This is a genomic window from Serratia sp. AS12, from assembly GCF_000214195.1.
In the GTDB taxonomy this organism is placed as follows: Bacteria; Pseudomonadota; Gammaproteobacteria; order Enterobacterales; family Enterobacteriaceae; genus Serratia; species Serratia plymuthica.
Window position 1 is genome coordinate 3,644,605 of record NC_015566.1, and the last position, 16,822, is coordinate 3,661,426.

The 16,822-nt window shown below is 53.4% G+C and carries 20 protein-coding genes; all 20 read right to left on the reverse strand.

The genetic code is table 11. From position 1 onward, the window contains the following. Window positions 1-48: 48 nt before the first annotated feature. A complete protein-coding gene (locus SERAS12_RS17030; RefSeq protein WP_013813815.1) occupies window positions 49-2,073 on the reverse strand; it encodes a ClpP-like prohead protease/major capsid protein fusion protein in 2,025 nt (674 codons plus the stop codon). Next, window positions 2,015-3,523, reverse strand: a complete 1,509-nt coding sequence (locus tag SERAS12_RS17035) for a phage portal protein (RefSeq protein ID WP_013813816.1) — start codon at window positions 3,521-3,523, stop codon at window positions 2,015-2,017. The genes SERAS12_RS17030 and SERAS12_RS17035 overlap by 59 nt, the downstream gene beginning before the upstream one ends. Next, window positions 3,520-3,735 carry a hypothetical protein gene (locus SERAS12_RS17040; RefSeq protein WP_013813817.1) on the reverse strand — a complete coding sequence of 72 codons (216 nt, stop codon included), beginning with the start codon at window positions 3,733-3,735 and terminating at the stop codon, window positions 3,520-3,522. Before SERAS12_RS17040 ends, SERAS12_RS17035 begins: the two co-directional genes overlap by 4 nt. Continuing rightward, complete coding sequence (locus tag SERAS12_RS17045; protein ID WP_013813818.1) at window positions 3,732-5,840, reverse strand: phage terminase large subunit family protein; 2,109 nt, start codon at window positions 5,838-5,840, stop codon at window positions 3,732-3,734. Before SERAS12_RS17045 ends, SERAS12_RS17040 begins: the two co-directional genes overlap by 4 nt. Continuing rightward, complete coding sequence (locus SERAS12_RS17050; protein ID WP_013813819.1) at window positions 5,830-6,339, reverse strand: DUF1441 family protein; 510 nt, start codon at window positions 6,337-6,339, stop codon at window positions 5,830-5,832. The genes SERAS12_RS17045 and SERAS12_RS17050 overlap by 11 nt, the downstream gene beginning before the upstream one ends. 284 nt (window positions 6,340-6,623) lie before the next feature. Beyond that, window positions 6,624-6,872 carry a DUF2560 family protein gene (locus SERAS12_RS17055; protein ID WP_013813820.1) on the reverse strand — a complete coding sequence of 83 codons (249 nt, stop codon included), beginning with the start codon at window positions 6,870-6,872 and terminating at the stop codon, window positions 6,624-6,626. 63 nt (window positions 6,873-6,935) lie between these two features. After that, window positions 6,936-7,190 (reverse strand): DNA polymerase III subunit theta, encoded by a 255-nt coding sequence (locus SERAS12_RS17060; RefSeq protein ID WP_013813821.1) that lies wholly within the window; start codon window positions 7,188-7,190, stop codon window positions 6,936-6,938. A gap of 42 nt (window positions 7,191-7,232) precedes the next feature. Next, the gene (locus tag SERAS12_RS17065; RefSeq protein ID WP_013813822.1) at window positions 7,233-7,793 is read right to left on the reverse strand and encodes a hypothetical protein; all 561 of its coding nucleotides are present in this window, start codon (window positions 7,791-7,793) and stop codon (window positions 7,233-7,235) included. Between the two features lie 230 nt (window positions 7,794-8,023). Beyond that, on the reverse strand, window positions 8,024-8,410 hold the full coding sequence (locus SERAS12_RS17070) for a DUF2570 family protein (RefSeq protein ID WP_013813823.1): 387 nt from the start codon (window positions 8,408-8,410) through the stop codon (window positions 8,024-8,026). Beyond that, a complete protein-coding gene (locus SERAS12_RS17075; protein WP_013813824.1) occupies window positions 8,407-8,793 on the reverse strand; it encodes a M15 family metallopeptidase in 387 nt (128 codons plus the stop codon). Before SERAS12_RS17075 ends, SERAS12_RS17070 begins: the two co-directional genes overlap by 4 nt. A gap of 6 nt (window positions 8,794-8,799) precedes the next feature. Next, complete coding sequence (locus tag SERAS12_RS17080) at window positions 8,800-9,078, reverse strand: phage holin family protein (protein ID WP_013813825.1); 279 nt, start codon at window positions 9,076-9,078, stop codon at window positions 8,800-8,802. Further along, on the reverse strand, window positions 9,068-9,442 hold the full coding sequence (locus SERAS12_RS17085) for a putative holin (RefSeq protein WP_013813826.1): 375 nt from the start codon (window positions 9,440-9,442) through the stop codon (window positions 9,068-9,070). Before SERAS12_RS17085 ends, SERAS12_RS17080 begins: the two co-directional genes overlap by 11 nt. Before the next feature lie 329 nt (window positions 9,443-9,771). Continuing rightward, window positions 9,772-10,593, reverse strand: coding sequence for an antitermination protein (locus SERAS12_RS17090; protein WP_013813827.1), 822 nt, complete (start codon window positions 10,591-10,593; stop codon window positions 9,772-9,774). Further along, window positions 10,590-11,627 carry a DUF968 domain-containing protein gene (locus tag SERAS12_RS17095; protein ID WP_013813828.1) on the reverse strand — a complete coding sequence of 346 codons (1,038 nt, stop codon included), beginning with the start codon at window positions 11,625-11,627 and terminating at the stop codon, window positions 10,590-10,592. The genes SERAS12_RS17090 and SERAS12_RS17095 overlap by 4 nt, the downstream gene beginning before the upstream one ends. Beyond that, the gene (locus tag SERAS12_RS17100; protein WP_013813829.1) at window positions 11,624-13,612 is read right to left on the reverse strand and encodes a DNA cytosine methyltransferase; all 1,989 of its coding nucleotides are present in this window, start codon (window positions 13,610-13,612) and stop codon (window positions 11,624-11,626) included. The genes SERAS12_RS17095 and SERAS12_RS17100 overlap by 4 nt, the downstream gene beginning before the upstream one ends. Further along, on the reverse strand, window positions 13,609-14,478 hold the full coding sequence (locus SERAS12_RS17105) for a phage N-6-adenine-methyltransferase (RefSeq protein ID WP_013813830.1): 870 nt from the start codon (window positions 14,476-14,478) through the stop codon (window positions 13,609-13,611). The genes SERAS12_RS17100 and SERAS12_RS17105 overlap by 4 nt, the downstream gene beginning before the upstream one ends. Further along, entirely contained in the window at window positions 14,475-14,717 is a 243-nt protein-coding gene (locus SERAS12_RS17110) for a hypothetical protein (RefSeq protein WP_013813831.1), read from the reverse strand. The genes SERAS12_RS17105 and SERAS12_RS17110 overlap by 4 nt, the downstream gene beginning before the upstream one ends. After that, window positions 14,714-15,811, reverse strand: coding sequence for a hypothetical protein (locus SERAS12_RS17115; RefSeq protein WP_013813832.1), 1,098 nt, complete (start codon window positions 15,809-15,811; stop codon window positions 14,714-14,716). Before SERAS12_RS17115 ends, SERAS12_RS17110 begins: the two co-directional genes overlap by 4 nt. Next, the gene (locus tag SERAS12_RS17120) at window positions 15,808-15,987 is read right to left on the reverse strand and encodes a DUF4222 domain-containing protein (RefSeq protein ID WP_013813833.1); all 180 of its coding nucleotides are present in this window, start codon (window positions 15,985-15,987) and stop codon (window positions 15,808-15,810) included. Before SERAS12_RS17120 ends, SERAS12_RS17115 begins: the two co-directional genes overlap by 4 nt. 1 nt (window position 15,988) lies before the next feature. Further along, window positions 15,989-16,663 carry a phage regulatory protein/antirepressor Ant gene (locus SERAS12_RS17125; RefSeq protein WP_013813834.1) on the reverse strand — a complete coding sequence of 225 codons (675 nt, stop codon included), beginning with the start codon at window positions 16,661-16,663 and terminating at the stop codon, window positions 15,989-15,991. Window positions 16,664-16,822 lie beyond the last annotated feature (159 nt).

The window sequence follows — 16,822 nt, forward strand, 5'->3', positions numbered from 1 at the left end:
TCAGGTATAAAAAAAGCCCGTCAGGGCCGTAATGTTTGCGCTGCTGGCTTATTTGCCGGACGAGTAAGTCAGGCCGCGGTGATCGATCGGGGCCACGCCGGCGTCAATACGAACCTTGGTCGCGATACCGTCAGTGTTGAAACCTTCTTGCTGATCGATATATGGCACGTCAACGCCGTTGAGGTATGCGACCTCAATTGTGTCGCTGCCTTTAGCTGATGCCAGATACCACGCGACAGGATCAGCATCGTCAAGACGAGCTTCACCAATCACAGAGGCAAAGTTTTGGATCGGGTTGATAATCCCGGCATTGATATCGGCCCCTTTCACGCTGGCCGATTTGATTGTCTGATTGGCGATCGTTTCCAGAGCGGTCGGTACCAGCAGGAAAGCTGGACGAATGTTCAACGAGCGGCCGGTGGTCGGTTCTTTCTGCGTACGCATCAGCTGACGGGCTTTATCCAGGTTAGCTACGTCAATCGCGCCGTTGGTCATGTTTTTATGGTCGGCACTGAACAGCTTTTTACCGTCCGACATAACTTTGTTATCCACCAATACGGCATAAACCAGATCGCCGATCGTCGCTTTCGCCGCGCGGCCCATCTTCATCGGCACATCCGTCAGTTGGTTGAGATCGTCGTTGATGATGGCCTGGCGGGTGATAGAGAAAATTTCCCCATAGGTGGCCAGCGCAATTTTTTCACCGCGATCACCGGTGGTAACATACTTGTACTCGGCCCCCTCACGTACCTGCCGTAACGATGGGAACCCACCCAGACCGACGCGGGTCGCAGTTTTAAAGTCTGACAGTTGGCCTTTCTTGGTCCACTGTTCAAACGTTTCGGCTGCTTCTTCCCAGCCCTGCAGAATCGACTTGTTCGCCACATCCAGCAGAATGTTGCCAAAGTCGGACGTGCTGTGCGTCAACGCCAGACCGACCATTTGAACCGGGTTGAGCGTCGAAACGCTGATACCTCGCTCGGTCAGCGACATACGTGCCAGTTCGCGAAGTGTCATGCCGTTATAGGCGTTGCTGTTATCACGCTCTTCATAACCGGCGCGGGCCATCAACATTTGTCGTACACCGTCGCCGACAATGTTGCCGTTACCAATATGACCTTGTGCGCCAGGTAAGGTTTTGTCTGAAGGCGTCGCCCCTTTGCCCAACATCTCCAGCAGCTTGTCTTTTGCCGCCGCCACGGTGCAATCTATATCAGCGATGCAACTCGCCTGCAGATCCATGTGTTTACCGCCAAACATGGCAAACAGGTTGTTGATATCTGTCACCCGGGCTTTTTGTTCAGCAACCACTTGCGCACGAATAGTGGCTGCATCTGGATTACCCTGATCGACAGGTTGCGTTGGTTGCGGTGTTGGTTGTGGCGCCGGAGTGGTGCTGTTGCGCGGTGGAGTGATCAGGTTACGGATAGAATTTGGCATTTTCTCAAAATCCTCAATGCGTTTGGAATGAATACAGGCCATGGCCTGCAGAGAGGGGGTGACCTGATCAGCGAAACCTAAAGCAAGGCATTCTTTGCCATCCATCCAGGTTTCATCATCAAGCATGGCGGCAACTTCTTCCGCCGACTTTCCTGTTTTGGCCACATAGGCCGGGATCAATACGTTCTCGACCTTATCCAGCAAGTCAGCGTAATCCCGCATGTCATTGGCATCGCCACCGGCGAAGCCCCAGGGCTTATGGATCATCATCATGGTGTTTTCGGGCATGATGACGGGGTTTCCAACCATCGCGATTACTGAAGCCATCGAGGCCGCCAGGCCATCAATATGCACAGTAATCGCGGCGCCATGGTTTTTCAGGGCATTAAAAATGGCGATACCGTCAAAAACATCGCCGCCAGGGGAGTTGATATGCAGATTAATTTGGGTGATATCGCCCAAGGCCTGCAGGTCTTTAACAAACTGCTTGGCCGTGATCCCCCAGTAACCGATCTCGTCATAGATGTAGATATCGGCGGAGCTGTTGGCCTTGGCCTGCATGCGGAACCAGGAGTTATTTCTTCCGGCGTTCGCTTTCGGACGACGATTCGTCCTGTTTCGTTGCTTCGGCACTGGTGCCTCCTTTGTCGTTGGCGGGATCGGTATCAAACACCAGCCCCAGCTTATTGTTTTCGTCAATTTCAGCTTTGCGCCGGCGCTTAACCTCTGACGGGTTGGCACCTCGAGAGCGTATCCAATCGCTTTCTGTAGCCGCACCACCTCGCACCTGCACTTTCCAGCCGTTGGCCTCTTTCAACGGGTCAATCCACGGCATCACCGGGCCGCTGTACACGGCGTTAAAAAGTGATTTCATGTCGAGATCAGCCGGCGTTTTTATCACGCCAGAGGTGATCGCCATCTGCAGCCAGTTTCGGTAATTCGGACGGGAAATGGCCGCCACAAATGAGTCTTGAAGGATGTTGTAGCCTTCGAATGACTCCACCAGCTCTTGCCGTTGGGATGAGTAGGTACCGTTATAGTCCCGTGCGATGCTGGAGTAGCTACCACGGCTGCCTGCAGATACCGCTCGCAACTGCCCATTTCGAAAGTTTTCAAGATTTGGATTGGGCCGATCGGATTTAATCATGCCGATATCTTCACCAGGCTGTAGCCCATCAAAGAGCATGCCCGGCACGATATCCATTTCCCGCTCCTCCTTGTCTTCGCTTTCTGGATACGACTGGCCATCACCTTTTTTAACGTACATGCCAAGTGCCGCTGCAATACGTGCTGCTGTCAGTTCTGCATCTTCGTAATCCTTCAGCGCACTGAGACGGATAAGGATGCCGGACAGCAAGCTGTTGCCCCTGATTTGGTGAAGTCGGCGCACAAACTTCAGGTGCAACATGTTGTCGGCGTTGATTTCCTTTGTATCACCCAACGCTATACCCGATGTGGTAAGTGATTTATGAACCTGGTACTTGATAGGTCGTCCCCAGGCATTGAGGAAAATCCCCTGGCACAAACCTTTTCCGCTGTCATTGCTATCCAGAGGCACGAAATCGGGCTCCAGCGCCTCCAGCCAGAATGGCACCCCTGCCTGCGGAGTGAGTCCGGTGACTTTCCCCTGAACCATCTGACAGAAAACTTCACCGTCGCGCAGCCAGGTTCGAGCCAGTAACCGTTCCATCACCGGGCGGGTATATTGGCCAGTGACTTCGGGCGCCACAGACCATTCCGCCCAGGCAGCACGGATTTCTTTAGCCAGATCGTCCGCCACTGCTCCCGTTAGCAATAATGGCTGTGGTTCAACAATGATCCCTCTGGCACCGACAATCCTCTCCTCCATCTTGTCCAGCAAGCCGATCACCAAATCATGGTTGTTGTCCAGCCAACGAGCCTGCTCGCGTAAAGAGCGCCCACCAAACTGCGTCAGCTGATTAGCGTTGCGGTTCTCCCGGCGGGCCTTGTGGGTTCGAGTCGGCATCACCGCCTCATAAGCAGCAATCTTATAGCGAGCTTGCAACCTTCCCGCCTTCCAGCCTGGGGAAATGATGCCGATCACGTCATCGATAAAACTCATGGGAACCTCGCCACTTTGTACATCGGCCGTCCGCGGCGCGTCGCTGTCAAACTCGTCAACCGCCGCTCCCAGGACTCCCTGCCTTTGCGAATTTCTGACAGATTTTCCATCGTCATGGATTGGCCGTTAAACGTGATCGACTTTCCCTCCAAGACTGATGTTTCTGCGTCCAGATAGCGCTGGATCATGTTTTCGATATCAGCCTGATTCATACCCACCCTCCGGATGAATTTATGGGTGCCCACGCTGAAGGTTTACTTTCAGGGGCTGCGGTGTCTTTTTGTTCGGTTAATCTTTCAGATGTGGCAAGGGGTACAGGTGTGGGTGATGGAGTTGAGCTTTCAGTCATTTCAAAGGGTTGCGCCCAAGGGGGCGGTTTTTCCCATTTGATCTTCTCGTAGCCACGCAATATCACCAACGCATGGGCATAGACCATAAGGTCAAATGCCTCGTTAGCACCACGGCCAGGCTTCTTCCACTTACCATCTGGCCCGCGTTCTTCATACGTCAGCTCGTCATAGAACCATTCACCGATCCAATCAGGAAAATGCACATAATTCGGCCCTGCCGTATTACGTAATAGCGCGTTATTTATCCGGTCTTTTAGGGCATTAGTCTGCAGTAGATATAACGGCACATCTCCGCGAGCCTCCGCACGCCGGTTGGAGCGGCCTGTGTTATCGGGGAATGTTTTACTGATCAACTTGCTACGGGCCTGGCTGTCCCCCTTGAAGAGATAAACCCGTTTATGCACCCCATCACGGCGGCACTTACGCCAGAATTCGTACGCATTACCCGTGACACCGTCCTCACCGCCGGAGTCCACAGCCATGGCCAGCACCGGCATTTTGATGTCGGGGTTTTTATCCAACGGCCAGGCTTTGTCCAGCACATCAGTTCGCAGCAGATCCCAATCTTCAAGATAAGCGGCAGGATCAATCGGCAGGCTTTCACCGTTCTTGTCAAATCGCATCGACTGCCTGATGTTGTAACGGTCAACCAGCCAGCGTTCCCCGTGAGCACCGTAACCCATGATTTGAACAACGAACCGGCGATTTTTCCCACCCTGAACGTCTACCGTTGCAACAAGGAAACGAACGCCCTCTGGTACAGTACGTTTGGTGATCTCCTCCGCCCTGGCCATCAGTGCATCTGACTTTCGCTGCTCAGAGGCTGACCTCGGCAAATATGGCAAGCCCCAGTCAGTGTTGATAACCGCTTTCAACGTTTCTTCACTGTCAGTGGCTTCGAATGTTTGTTCAGCCGTCAGTAATTTGTAAACCAGCTGCGCCCAGGTCTGATATGCGGCAGCAGGCCCTTCCATCCAAAATGACGCGATACGTGACCGCCGAACGTCACCGTACCTTTCCCCATTGGCCCTTATCTTTTCACCGTCCTTTAGCCATACCCCCCGCCCGTTAAGCTCTCGCTTTTGGTTGGCGTCAACCCGGCCCGCGCAGTGGGGACATTGAAGATAAGCTGCTTCGCTGGCTATCACCGGATCCGTATGTTCTCGGAATCCCGTCATGTTAGATTTCGATGGCTGGAAATATTCGCCGCAATGCGGACACGGCCAGTACCAACTACGACGATCACCACGGTTATACAAAGACAAAATCCCGGTGGTTGGCGGTGCTTCGTGCGGGGAGGTTTGTCGCCATTTACCGTTGATCTCCCGCCCTGGGGAACTTTCAACCAGCGTCATACCTGAAGACATAAAAGTGGTGGTACGCTTGGATGCCAGCGTGAACCCATCGCCTTCCCCATCAATATCGTCTGGCCAGCGGTCATAATCCGTCAGGGCTACAAAACGATAATCCGAAGAAGACATGATGTTGACCGACGGCCAGCCGATCTTCAGGTAGTTGCCGGCCCGGAATGTTTTGTCATGGACGTTATTGTCATTTGTTCGTGGGCTAAGTCGTTCAGCCACCTTTTTACTTACACGAAAAGTCCTGTCGAGACGCTTTTTAGAATGTTCGCGGGCTTTTTCTTCTGTCATCTGTATCAACAGGAAATCTGCAGGGTCACAAACAATGGTATAGACGATCCAGCCGTCGATTAACCCCACCGTTTTTCCGGTACGCGCAGGGCCAACAAACACCACCGCATCATATTCCCGTGAAGCCAGGCAGTTCATCGGCTCAATGATATAGGGGGTTAGGGTTGGATCCCAAGGAAGAGAACTCCCCGCCCCCATCGGTACCCGCATAAATTTTGTCACTGCTTCCGCCACAGGCATACGCCGGGGGGGCTTCAGCAAAGTGGCAACTTCACGACGCAAGGCGCTGGCCGATGCGTAACAATTAACTGTCATCGTCGCCATCCTCAATCGTCATAACTTCCGCCGCCAACATTTCCCGCATTTCATCTATTGCGACCTGTGCCTCGGCTATTTGATCAGGCCGCCAACCTCGGTCACGCTCTAACTTATCTGGCCAGGTATCAAGCACCTGAGAAATGCCTTTAACCAGTAATGCCATTTCACGATGGGCCTCTGACGCCGGTAGCAACTGTTTAAGTGATTCTTCCAGCTTGATGCGCTCGTTTTCAGACTGGTACCAGTCCTTGCGGTCTTTCGGCCCCATCTTTTCAGGGTTTTGAATATCATCGATATCGCCAGGTACACTCACACCGAACAACACCGGCCCCACATTTTTCAGGGCATAAACTGGGTTGCCTCTCACCGTATCGGCGATCGGCGTATTGGCTTCAAGCAGCCGCTTTCTTACCGTGCCGCGGTTCAGCCCAAAAGCCTCAGCAATCTTCGCTACGCTCCAGTTGTAGGCGTCCCCCAGATTGCTGATATTGGACATTGACACCTCACGTTGTCAGGTGAAGTCACGATTTATTTCGTTAACTCAAAGGGTTGCAAGCTGGTCAGATGACAGTAGGTTTAAAGGTTTGTCACCTGAAATACGTTTTTATTTCTATATTTCAAATAGTTATAACACCTGCTGCCGACAGCATGAAAATCCGAAAACTAGCCGTTTTCCGCGAGTCCGCCGCCCCGTGGCTGGGGTCCCCCCTCGGGAGTACCTTTTGATAATCACTCTCATTTGCATTGAATCAGCCACTCAACGAATGGCTGCTGCGATGCTTATGACATAGGTGTATCAAACAGTGTCAACGCCTCTTTGCTTTCTTGAATTGCCTTGAGTGTTCGGGCGATTACCTCACCGTAATCGAGGAGGAAGCGGTTGTATTGCTGTTCAAATAGCTCAGCCTTAAAAGGGTCGTCAGCAACAAACGTAATAGCGCTTGAAGCTGCGGCGGTGTCGTATCCCACCAACGACAAAATTTTAAGGCGAATGCTCTTCGCCTGTGCGATTTCTACTGTTTCTGACATTTAAGCCTCCAGTTATTTCGGGCATAAAAAAACCCGCCTAAGCGGGTCGTTATCGATGTTCTGTTACTTCTTGCCGTTGGCCTCAGCCATTTGCTGATACACCGGCGCGGATCCGGTAGGTAGCCTTTTGCTCACCTCTCTGTAGTGAGCCACGCGCTCGCGGAAGTATTCGCGCAGGTGCGCTGGCTGCTCTCGCTCCACCTGATCGGCGATAACAGGCTGGTTCATGCGCTCTTTGTACGCTACGCCTGACGCTGCAAGGTCAACGTTCACCTTGTCCATTTCTTCTTTTGGCAGATTGCCGAGATTGTATGACATAGAACCCTCCAATTAGAGGGATTATACATCAACACATAGAGATCAAATGTGTTTTTGCGTCAATTTAGCAAGCTCGGTTCTAAACTGTGATGCTAGAGGAAATAGTTCCGTTGCTTTCTTTTGAGATAAAATAATAAAATTTGCTTTCTCATTATCATCAGATATAAAGACTGCGTACTTTAAATTCACTTCTGTTATTATTTTTGTTATTTCTTCGAAGCGGTCCGCCAAGTCTGGAAAGTAAAGATATATCAATGACTTAATCCTTGGCTGGATTATCCTGTTATCGAATTTATCCCATTCTTCAAGAACTTGCTCTTTTGTCTTGGTACCAAGGGCACGAAATGTTTGAAGCAGCATTACCTGGTGGGCGTTATCGTGCCACTTATCAAATAATGTGAACAACTCCTCTGCTTTATTTAAGTAAAGCTCTCGGTTCGCTTTCCATTTTTCAATTTTAAATTGTCCATCTCTTAAAGCCTTACTACTATTATTATTTATTATTGCGCCACCGAAGGCGGCCAATGCAGCGATTATTGCTGCGAGAAGAGCCGCAGATGCTGCAATGATTGCGGACGCATTAGTATCAAACCACTCAGCCATAAATTCCCCCATTCTTTAATGGGCAATTTAACACCTTTGGCCTCACCAGTGAACTGTACGCTTTTCAAAAACTACTATTCTCTCTACCAATTAATGTCCGCCATTGGTTTAACGTGGCCACCTGGCCAGCGCAGATTGATAAAGCTGTTTGTAGTGCCAGTGCATGGCTGCCGATGTCTCCCCAGGTACCACCCTGCAGCGTTGGCTGCTCGCATTGTTTAAATACTGACTCAGGGGGTAACAGGATGATCGGCGCTGGTGGTTGTACCGCTGGGCTGGCGCATGAGGTCAAGCACAGCACCAGGAGCAGTGCGACGGGCGCACTCATCGTTTTTAATCGCATCCCGGTATTTCCTTTGATAGATGTCGGCCTGCTGGCGCAACTGCTGCTCTCGCTGCTGCTGGGCTGACATCAATGCACGGTTCTGCGCATCCTGAGTTTGCAGCGTGGCGATCAACCCGGCCTGCTGCGCCAGCGTTTTTTCCTGTTCTGTCACCTGCTGCCGTGCCAGCTCCAGCCGATGCGACAACAGCGAGCTATACCCACCCAGGAAAATGGCGGTAAGCAGCAGCGCCACTAATCCACCGTTCTTTACCACCGCCAACCAGCTATTCATGCCGGATAATCCCGATGTGGTAACTGGAAGTGCGGCCCGTCCTTCAGGGTTTTCCAATCACCACCCCACTCGATCGGCGTGCCCAACTCCGCGCCCGCCTGCTTAAAGGCTATGGCGATCTGCTCGTAGTATTTCCATTCCCAACTGATATTGCTGCCAAGATAGGCCACTACGTCTACAGCATGCCCGGTCAGATGGCGGCTGTTCATCGTCTGGCTGGCGCCGGCAGCAACCATCTGTTTTTGACGTTCTCGGCTACGAAGCCCTTCCGTGATACCGAAATCTACGGGTGATAGCTCAAGTGCCCGGCGTGCAACCGCTACCAACGCGGGGTTGACGCCAACGAGATTTTTCTCGCTGCGTTGGCTGAATTTATAAGTCATGGTGAATTACCTTTGGGCGGGTTTTGCCAGTCTCATGACATTGCCGCGAGACGAAATTACCGCTACGCAGAACGCCAAGTTGATTAATGTTTCCGACCAGTTTGCATAGTGATAATCACCGGTAAGAATACGGATCGTCACTGAGGCACTGGCGACGATCAGCAGCCAGGCGCAGAAAGAAGCAAAGAACCGGTGAGTTGCCCCGTTCCGGCGATACAACATCATGCGGGCTGCTATCACTGCACATGTGATGGCATTCACGATTAAGAGGTATTCATTTAGCATCGCTCCCCCCTCGCCGGAACCGGTCAAAAAAACCCGTTGGATTTTGACTAGCTGACATGAGTAGCCGAACTGCGATTGCGGAGGCCACCAACGCACCGACTGGATTACTGGCTTTGATGTCACCAGGTGTTGCCCAAGTGATGATGTCAGCTGCAAAAGGCGCTGCCAGAATTCCCACGAGTAAAGAAGCAACGAACAACGCCAGCTTTTTTAGCCAAGTAAAATCACTGGCTGACATAACAAAAATTACTGCGCCGGCGAATGCCCCGATCAGCACGCCAGAATCTACCCCTGATAACAGCCCCGCCACAGTCACGCCGGTTAATGCGGTAGTCGCTGCCCCAGTACCTACCGGCTCAGTCATTTGTTTGCTCCTTTGCTCGCTCAGCGAACGCCGGGCGTAAGACATAAAAAAGGCCACGCATTAGCGCAGCCCTTAAATAGAAAAACCCCGGCAGATGCCAGGGTTAGAATTAGTGCCGGTCTTTCCCGACTGTCACTTCACATCGAGGGGCGCACTTAGAAACTCCCCACCAAAGGGTTCGATAGTGCGTATCAAAACTAAATGCGCCCTTCTGCTGCGTCCATAAAAAAACCTGCACATCGGCAGGTTTTCTGTAACGGGCGTATATACCCCATCGTTAGGACTGATATTAGGAAAAAACGGCAACTATTGCAAGTGCACGTTTTCCATCACCGGGTGACCTTACTGAAAACACGCTCTAACTCACTCTCTTCCTGATAGCATTTTGTCAGCAACGACTCATAGAAGGGTTTCCAGCTATACCGCCATGTGCGCTCTGGCAGCTCAGGGATTAGCTTTTTAACCGCGTGGTGGATCACTGACGGCTGAACCCGTTTGAAGCCTCTCCCCTTGCATTTCGGGCACTCCTTCATTACCGGCACACCTTGCAGCTCGCTATTCTTCTTATCCAGCACGGTACCTGTACCCTGGCAGCGGCAACGTGCGCTGATATTGCCTTTACCATTACATACTGGGCAGGCCACCATCATAACGTCTTCCCACACTGTCTTTGCTGGCGGCTGGCATTGGTCTTTTATCATCCACAACCCATTCTTAATGCTGAATTTGTTTTCTTCCCACTCGATGGCCAGCTCGTTGCGGTTAATCTGGGTTTTACGCACCAACCCTCTACCCTGGCAGCACGAACACGACTCAGCTGACAATGCCGAACGACAAAACTCACCGTAAGCCATTGCGGCCATGATACGCAGGCAACGACCAAACTTAGCCCCGGCGGCTCGCTTTATCGCCCTTGGCGCTTTCTTGCTGGCAAATTGAGTCAGCATATCAACCGACCGCTGGCGATCCTCTTCACTGACACCATACTTGCCGAGACAAAGTGCCATGCCAAATACTGCCTTGGCTTCTACCATGCCGAGCGCTGCCATGATGTCAGTACCCGTTAATGCTTCGCTCGCCGTGGCTCTGGACGAGTCGGAAATATTCAGGCTTTTAGGGCTGAAGTGTTTCAGTGCTGATTCGAGATTCATCGTTTTGCCCCGCGCTTGTTTGCCGTGCTGATCGCCCCAATACCAAATGCCTTGTTCAACGTGCGCACCAGGTGGAATAACTGGCTGCCGTGCTTGGCCTCCCATGCGGCCACATCATCATGCAGCTCGTCATGGCATTCACGGGTCAGGGGGATGGTGAAAATGTCATGTGGTTTGGTGCCGGTGCCGCCGAGCCCGTGATCAATAATGTGGTGCGGGTCGTCTGCCGGGCGTTTGCAGCCACAGCAGCATGGCTGTGACTTCACCCACTGGGTGTATTTCTCGCACTCCCAGCGGGTAAGCTTGGGCAGCAGCATAAAACCGGCTGGTGGCTCGGGGTCGACATCAACGGTCAGCGCCGGTTTCACCTTCTCCACGTATTCGTTAATGATCGCCTGTGGGGCTTTCTCCCACACGATATCGGCCTCTTTGCGCGTTCCCGTTGGGATAGTGGCTAGTGGAAGGCGCAGGGAAAAGCGGGCTACCGCATCAGGCAACAGATCGGACACCTGCTTCAATACAGCCCACCAGCACAATTCTGGCAGACTCAGCTGGTGGTCTTCACCAAACATAAAATGAGAGCGGGCGCGGTAAACTACCCACTCCGCCACGTTCTGCGCAGCGATAGCATCCAGCTCCGGCAACGTTTGCTCCCGCAGGCGGTGCTCATGGTGCCAGCACAAGCGGACCGGACGGCCGTCATAGTTCAGGATGTCCATATTATGGTGGTGGTAATCGTCGCCGGTGGTCCACTGACATTCTGTGCTGCGCATCAACCACTCTTTCAGGCCTGCAACACCACCAGCTGCATCTATGACCCGTTCATTCTGGAAGAAAGAGGACAACCGCGGATCCGCCGCCAGGCTCTGATCTACTGCTGGCAGCAGGCCGGAAGGCAGCGGTTTTAACTCTTCCGGCTCACTCGCGATCAGCAGACGGCTGCGCCCGCTGAAATAATGCAGCAAGTCGCTACCTGGGCGTAGCAGTACCACACCCAGATCACGCTGCAGGTAAGAGGTAAGTAACATCCTCACGCGGCCACCTCCTTGCGCTCAACGCACAGCTCTGGCAAGTTGGCACGCACCAGCGCCTCTGCAAATGGTGGCGGCACAGCGTTACCACAGCGTGCTACCTGCTTATCCTTGGCGTACCTCTTGCCACGATAGTCCTGATCGATGATGTACCAGGACGGAAATCCCTGGGCAGCGTACAGTTCGTGCGGCTGCAACATACGCATACCGATATCAACGATCTGGTAATCGATGCCTTCTACAGTGACAAGGCCGAAACGGTCATTCGTGGTGACGGTGTGCAGCGGATCTGTGAGGCTAACCCCTTCCTTTTCGTTGCCGTAATACTTCAGCAGGAATGCCCTAACCTCACCAATATGCAGGCCGCCGGCGGTAATGGTTGGCATGGGCTCAGTCACCGGCTGGCCATCCTTGCAGGTACCACGGAATTTGATCAGGTTTGACGTAACCAGAGCATGGTGGTCGACAGTCGTCACTGTGTGCGCCGGTTCAGCAAGATCAGCGCCGGGGCCGGTGTAATTGCCGCCGAAGTGTTTCGCCAGGAATGTTGCAACCAGTTGGCTTTTGCCACCGCCGCCCGCAGTGATCGTGCCATTTGGCTCGTCAGCGCGATGACCGACGCTATTGCCAAATTGGCGGGCAATGATTGGGGCCACAAGAAGATGCTCTGCTTTCGTGGTGACGGTCGTCAGTGGCTTGCCTGTTTCATAGGCCAGGCGGTCGCCGCCGAAACCTGTCTGACCGATACGCGCGATGATCGGCGCAATCAATGCAGCCCTCGATTGCTTCAGGATGGTGTGCATCGGCTGATCTGCGCTGCGTGGTTTTGCCTGGTATTCAGAGCCGCCGGCACCAGCAATAAACGGAGCCAGTTTTGCCTCAACCATTCCAAGAGCATGCCCATTGCCACCCGGGCGATCCGAACTACCTGCAGTGATGGTGGAAAGCGGTTCATCACATTCTTGACCGGTGGCACCGGTTCTGAATTTTGTGACGTGCGGGGTAACCAGCGCATAACCGTGGGTCTTTGTGATCGTCTGCAATGGATCCTTCAGCGACTGGCCACGGAAACAGTCATAGGTTGTCTTGGTGCTGGTGTGGTTGCACTTCACGATAAACGGGGTAGAACTGTCGATCACAAAGCGCTGAATACCACGCGCAATGCGCTTCAGGGTGTTCTCTGCCAGCGGTTTTTTGCGCTCGAAAATGCTCGGGCATGGAATTGACCAGTCGATACACTCTGCGGCGGCGCGCCACGGAGCGAGCTTACCACTCTGCACATCAAGTGATTTAGGATCCCCGTGGCTCGCAACTGGCCACTCGACCGGCTTCCCGTCGCAGCGCATGACCATGAAGAACCGGCGGCGAATAGTCGGCGCGCCGAAATCACAGGCGCGTAATTCCTTATGATCGACAACGTAACCCAGGCCGGCAACCAGTCGGCGCACATCGTCGCTGGCCGCATCGATGTTTAACACCTCGCAGCACTCAGCAATCGCCGGATGATCTGCAGCAACGCCGGTTGTTAACATGCCAATGAAGGCAGCAAAGGTTTCACCAGCCCGCGTCGAATCTGGATGCTCTGTTCCGTCTTCGGCGGTCAGCAGCGGGCCCCACGTTTTAAACTCTTCGACGTTCTCCAGCATCATCACGCGCGGGCGCTTCGCCAGTGCCCATCGGATCACAATCCAGGCCAGTCCGCGAATCTCCTTCTTAACCGGTTTGCTGCCCTTCGCTTTTGAGAAATGACGGCAATCTGGACTAAACCATGCCAGGCCAACTGGCTGCCCGGCGGTCGCCGCTACCGGATCGATATCAAAGACCGATTCGCAGTAGTGCAACGTCTCGGGGTGGTTGGTTTCGTGCATCGCAATGGCGTTTTCATCGTGGTTGATCGCAATGTCAACGCTGCGCCCAGTGGCCATCTCAATGCCGGTGCTCGCCCCGCCACCACCAGCAAAATTATCTACTATCAGTTCACGGTTCATGCTGTGGCTCCCATTGCGGCGGTTAAAGTGGTTGCGGCCTGGATAATGGCGGCCTCTGGAGCGCCCTCCAACTTCAGGCGGTTGATGTGGTTGCGCAGTTTGTTCTGCAGGTGCGCCGGCAGGCTGCTGGCTGTGGTCACTTGGTCAAACAGGAAATTTACTTCCTGTGGCCACACGGTATTGGCGGTTTCCGGCAGAATATTTTCTGGAATATTTTGGGGTTGGATTTGTGGTGCCAGGCGTTCGGCCTCGCGGCGGATCTGCGCCATAAAGGCTTCACCCATATTCTCCAACTGGGTGCGGCTCACATAGCTGGTGGCCGGGCCATTCCACGTTTTATCGAATACAACGACCGCGCCAGCAAAGAATGCGCCGGTGGGCACTTGCTTTTCATCTGCCGGAACAAACCACTTCGGTACATCGAATCCAACACGCCCACGGATGAAAGCAACATGATCTGCCTGCTCAGGCCACCAAGTTTCCGATGTTGCGGCCTTAATCAGGAAAACGTACCGGCCGCCCAGCTCACGCATAGCCATCGTATGCGCCATGATGTGCAGCATACCGGTGATGTATTGCCCCTCATGCTGCTGGGCGCGGGAATATGGCGGATTGCCAAAAGCAGCACCGTGCAGTTCCACCAGCCGTGCTGACCAGTCCTGAGTGAGGGCATTATCTTCCGCCGTGTAGAATGCCGGACACTTACTGTTATTACCGTCGGTGAACAGATCCAGCACCAGTGGGCCGAACATCGCATTAATCCCCCAAAACAGGTCGTCGGGAGTACACCACTGATCGCCAACCTCTTTCAGCTGGTGGGCCGGTTGCTCACGTAAAGTGGCGAGGCTTTCACAATAATTGCTCACAGGATCCCCCTTTGCTGTTCAGCGGTGGCCAGCAGCTTGATGAAGCGATAACGCGCCTCGATGTTGAATTGGGTCAGTACGCGCCCCCAGTTACGTTCCCGGGCGATACGGCGTAGATCCTGATCATCAGCCCAATACCCGCGCAAATACCGCAATGACCACCAGCGGCGAACCTGTTGCAGCACGGCCACCAGCGGGAATACAGTGACGCCTAAAATTTGATGCGTTGCTGGTTTCATCCTGCCAACCTCCCCAAGTCATTCTCGCTGGCCTGAGCCACTGCATTCGCCCAAATACCTACCCATGCCTTGCGGGCGTCGTAGTCAGTCATACGGCCCAAGGAACCAGCCAGGCGCTGTGCAATAGTCTCTACCTCATTGCGCGGCTTACGGCGCTGAGTCACGATCCGCAGGTAAGCATCATCCCGGGCGGTGGTGTCCAGTCTCTCGACTTTTGGCAGATCGTTAGCGCGTTCTTCCTTGACCGACAGGTAGCATTTCTCGGATATCAGGTAATCGAAATCCTTCTTGCGCCATGTCTTGCCACTGGTTGTATCCGGGCGGTCTTCGAGCATCCAGCGGCACTTCTTGGCGATGTAGCGCAGGTAAGCGCCCCACTTCTCGATGTTCAGGTCGTACTCTTTCCACAGCTTGCGCAGCACTTTGCGGCGGGCTTCGGTCACTTTGATAACCTGTGGCAATTCAGGCAGCGTGTCGTGGAAGGTTTTCAACACATCCTGATAATCGATTTTCAAAGAATCATCCGCTTGCGGGTCGGCTGGCTCAGCCAGTTGACCAACAGGTTTTATGATCTGTTTGTTCTGATCTGAGTAATGATCTGTATAGAGATAGGATTCCGTAGAATCGCGGCGTTGTTCCTGCACTTCTGCGTTTTCCATTCCGTGATTCTGCGTAATGGATTCCGTAACTTCGCGTTTTCCATTCCGTGATTCTGCGGATTCCACTGCTGGCGGGAATATCAGAGCAATTAGCTTGTCGCCGTCGATACGGTAATGGTTCTTCGGTGTGCCATTTACCTTACGGGTAGATACTTCAATAACACCCGGCAAATACTTCTTGCGAAGTTTGCTGACAACGCGCTGTACCTGGTCTTCACTGACCCCGCGCAGTTCACCCGCAAGCTCTTCATGCGTTTTGTAAAACCAGCCATCGTCCTGTGATGACTTCCCTGTCCAGAACACCAGCTGATTAAGCACGGCGGCCAAAGCAAAGGACTGCTGATCACTGGCAAAGAAGTCCAAGTACGGGCCTGGGATCACAATGCAGTTCTTCTGCCCAGACATAGCCTGAACAACTTCAAATATTCTGCTCATACGTCAAACCCGATAAATCGTGACCGGAAAATAATCATCGGCGTGGTGATCGCCCATTCTTGCCCTACCGGGCTGTAGGTGACGGTCTCGCGCTCCGGATCTGTGCTGTGCACCAGAACCACTGAGTGATTGCGATCGCGGTAATGGCAACCAGCCTGAATAAGTAAGTTCGCCATATCAGCCCACCATCAGCTCAGAGGCGTAACGCTCAGCGATCCACTGAATGCCGCGTGGCGTCACGCGTGTTTGCGTATAGGCATGGCCTGAATGGTCAGAGGTGCCCGTTTTCACAGTAAGCAGCCCCTCTCGCTGACGTTGCGAATGCGGAAGGAGATTATTGGACTGGCGGAACAACACCCGATCGCGGATCAGTGCCTCAATCATCGCCTTCTCTGGCATGTTCAGGATTTTGGCTGTCTCACGCAGGCTCTTGGCACCGCTGGCATCAACGTAGTGATCGACAAAGGCCACTTTCGGAGCGTCATCCTGCACCTTCTGCTCCAGGGCAGCATTCTGCTCTGCCATGTCGGCGGCCAGGCGTAATGCCTCAGGAAGTGACTGTGGGACAGAGGTCTGGTTTTCCAGCTCTTGCCACCGGTCGACCAAACGGGCTGTAAACTCAGGTGATAGCTGGGCAACCACAACATAGCTGTCACGCTTGTTCACCTGGTACTCGCTGTACTGTCGACCGTTCTGGGGGTGGGTGTACGGCATTGCCGCATACCCCGATATCGCGCCACGTTTCACCAAACGGTCAATGGTGGTGCAGACGTCAGAATGGCGGGACTCAACCAACTGAGCGATTTCTCGGCTGCTCATGGTTCGATTTGCCGAAGTGATCATGGTATTCATACATCCTCCCGCTCACGCGCCAGCCACTTGCCGCCATCTACCACCCAGCGCGCAAACTGGTAGTTGCTGGCAATCCACCGACCCATTACATTTACTTCATACCGGAACGGCGACGCAGATTTACCGCCAGCCATTGCACGGCAGCGGATTTGCGGCACC

Bases quoted from the DNA above. Each gene is read 5' to 3' on its own strand.
- SERAS12_RS17035 (WP_013813816.1), bottom strand. From the start codon at position 3,523: ATGAGTTTTATCGATGACGTGATCGGCATCATTTCCCCAGGCTGGAAG.
- SERAS12_RS17040 (WP_013813817.1), bottom strand. From the start codon at position 3,735: ATGAATCAGGCTGATATCGAAAACATGATCCAGCGCTATCTGGACGCA.
- SERAS12_RS17045 (WP_013813818.1), bottom strand. From the start codon at position 5,840: ATGACAGTTAATTGTTACGCATCGGCCAGCGCCTTGCGTCGTGAAGTT.
- SERAS12_RS17050 (WP_013813819.1), bottom strand. From the start codon at position 6,339: ATGTCCAATATCAGCAATCTGGGGGACGCCTACAACTGGAGCGTAGCG.
- SERAS12_RS17055 (WP_013813820.1), bottom strand. From the start codon at position 6,872: ATGTCAGAAACAGTAGAAATCGCACAGGCGAAGAGCATTCGCCTTAAA.
- SERAS12_RS17060 (WP_013813821.1), bottom strand. From the start codon at position 7,190: ATGTCATACAATCTCGGCAATCTGCCAAAAGAAGAAATGGACAAGGTG.
- SERAS12_RS17065 (WP_013813822.1), bottom strand. From the start codon at position 7,793: ATGGCTGAGTGGTTTGATACTAATGCGTCCGCAATCATTGCAGCATCT.
- SERAS12_RS17070 (WP_013813823.1), bottom strand. From the start codon at position 8,410: ATGAATAGCTGGTTGGCGGTGGTAAAGAACGGTGGATTAGTGGCGCTG.
- SERAS12_RS17075 (WP_013813824.1), bottom strand. From the start codon at position 8,793: ATGACTTATAAATTCAGCCAACGCAGCGAGAAAAATCTCGTTGGCGTC.
- SERAS12_RS17080 (WP_013813825.1), bottom strand. From the start codon at position 9,078: ATGCTAAATGAATACCTCTTAATCGTGAATGCCATCACATGTGCAGTG.
- SERAS12_RS17085 (WP_013813826.1), bottom strand. From the start codon at position 9,442: ATGACTGAGCCGGTAGGTACTGGGGCAGCGACTACCGCATTAACCGGC.
- SERAS12_RS17090 (WP_013813827.1), bottom strand. From the start codon at position 10,593: ATGAATCTCGAATCAGCACTGAAACACTTCAGCCCTAAAAGCCTGAAT.
- SERAS12_RS17100 (WP_013813829.1), bottom strand. From the start codon at position 13,612: ATGAACCGTGAACTGATAGTAGATAATTTTGCTGGTGGTGGCGGGGCG.
- SERAS12_RS17110 (WP_013813831.1), bottom strand. From the start codon at position 14,717: ATGAAACCAGCAACGCATCAAATTTTAGGCGTCACTGTATTCCCGCTG.
- SERAS12_RS17115 (WP_013813832.1), bottom strand. From the start codon at position 15,811: ATGAGCAGAATATTTGAAGTTGTTCAGGCTATGTCTGGGCAGAAGAAC.
- SERAS12_RS17120 (WP_013813833.1), bottom strand. From the start codon at position 15,987: ATGGCGAACTTACTTATTCAGGCTGGTTGCCATTACCGCGATCGCAAT.
- SERAS12_RS17125 (WP_013813834.1), bottom strand. From the start codon at position 16,663: ATGAATACCATGATCACTTCGGCAAATCGAACCATGAGCAGCCGAGAA.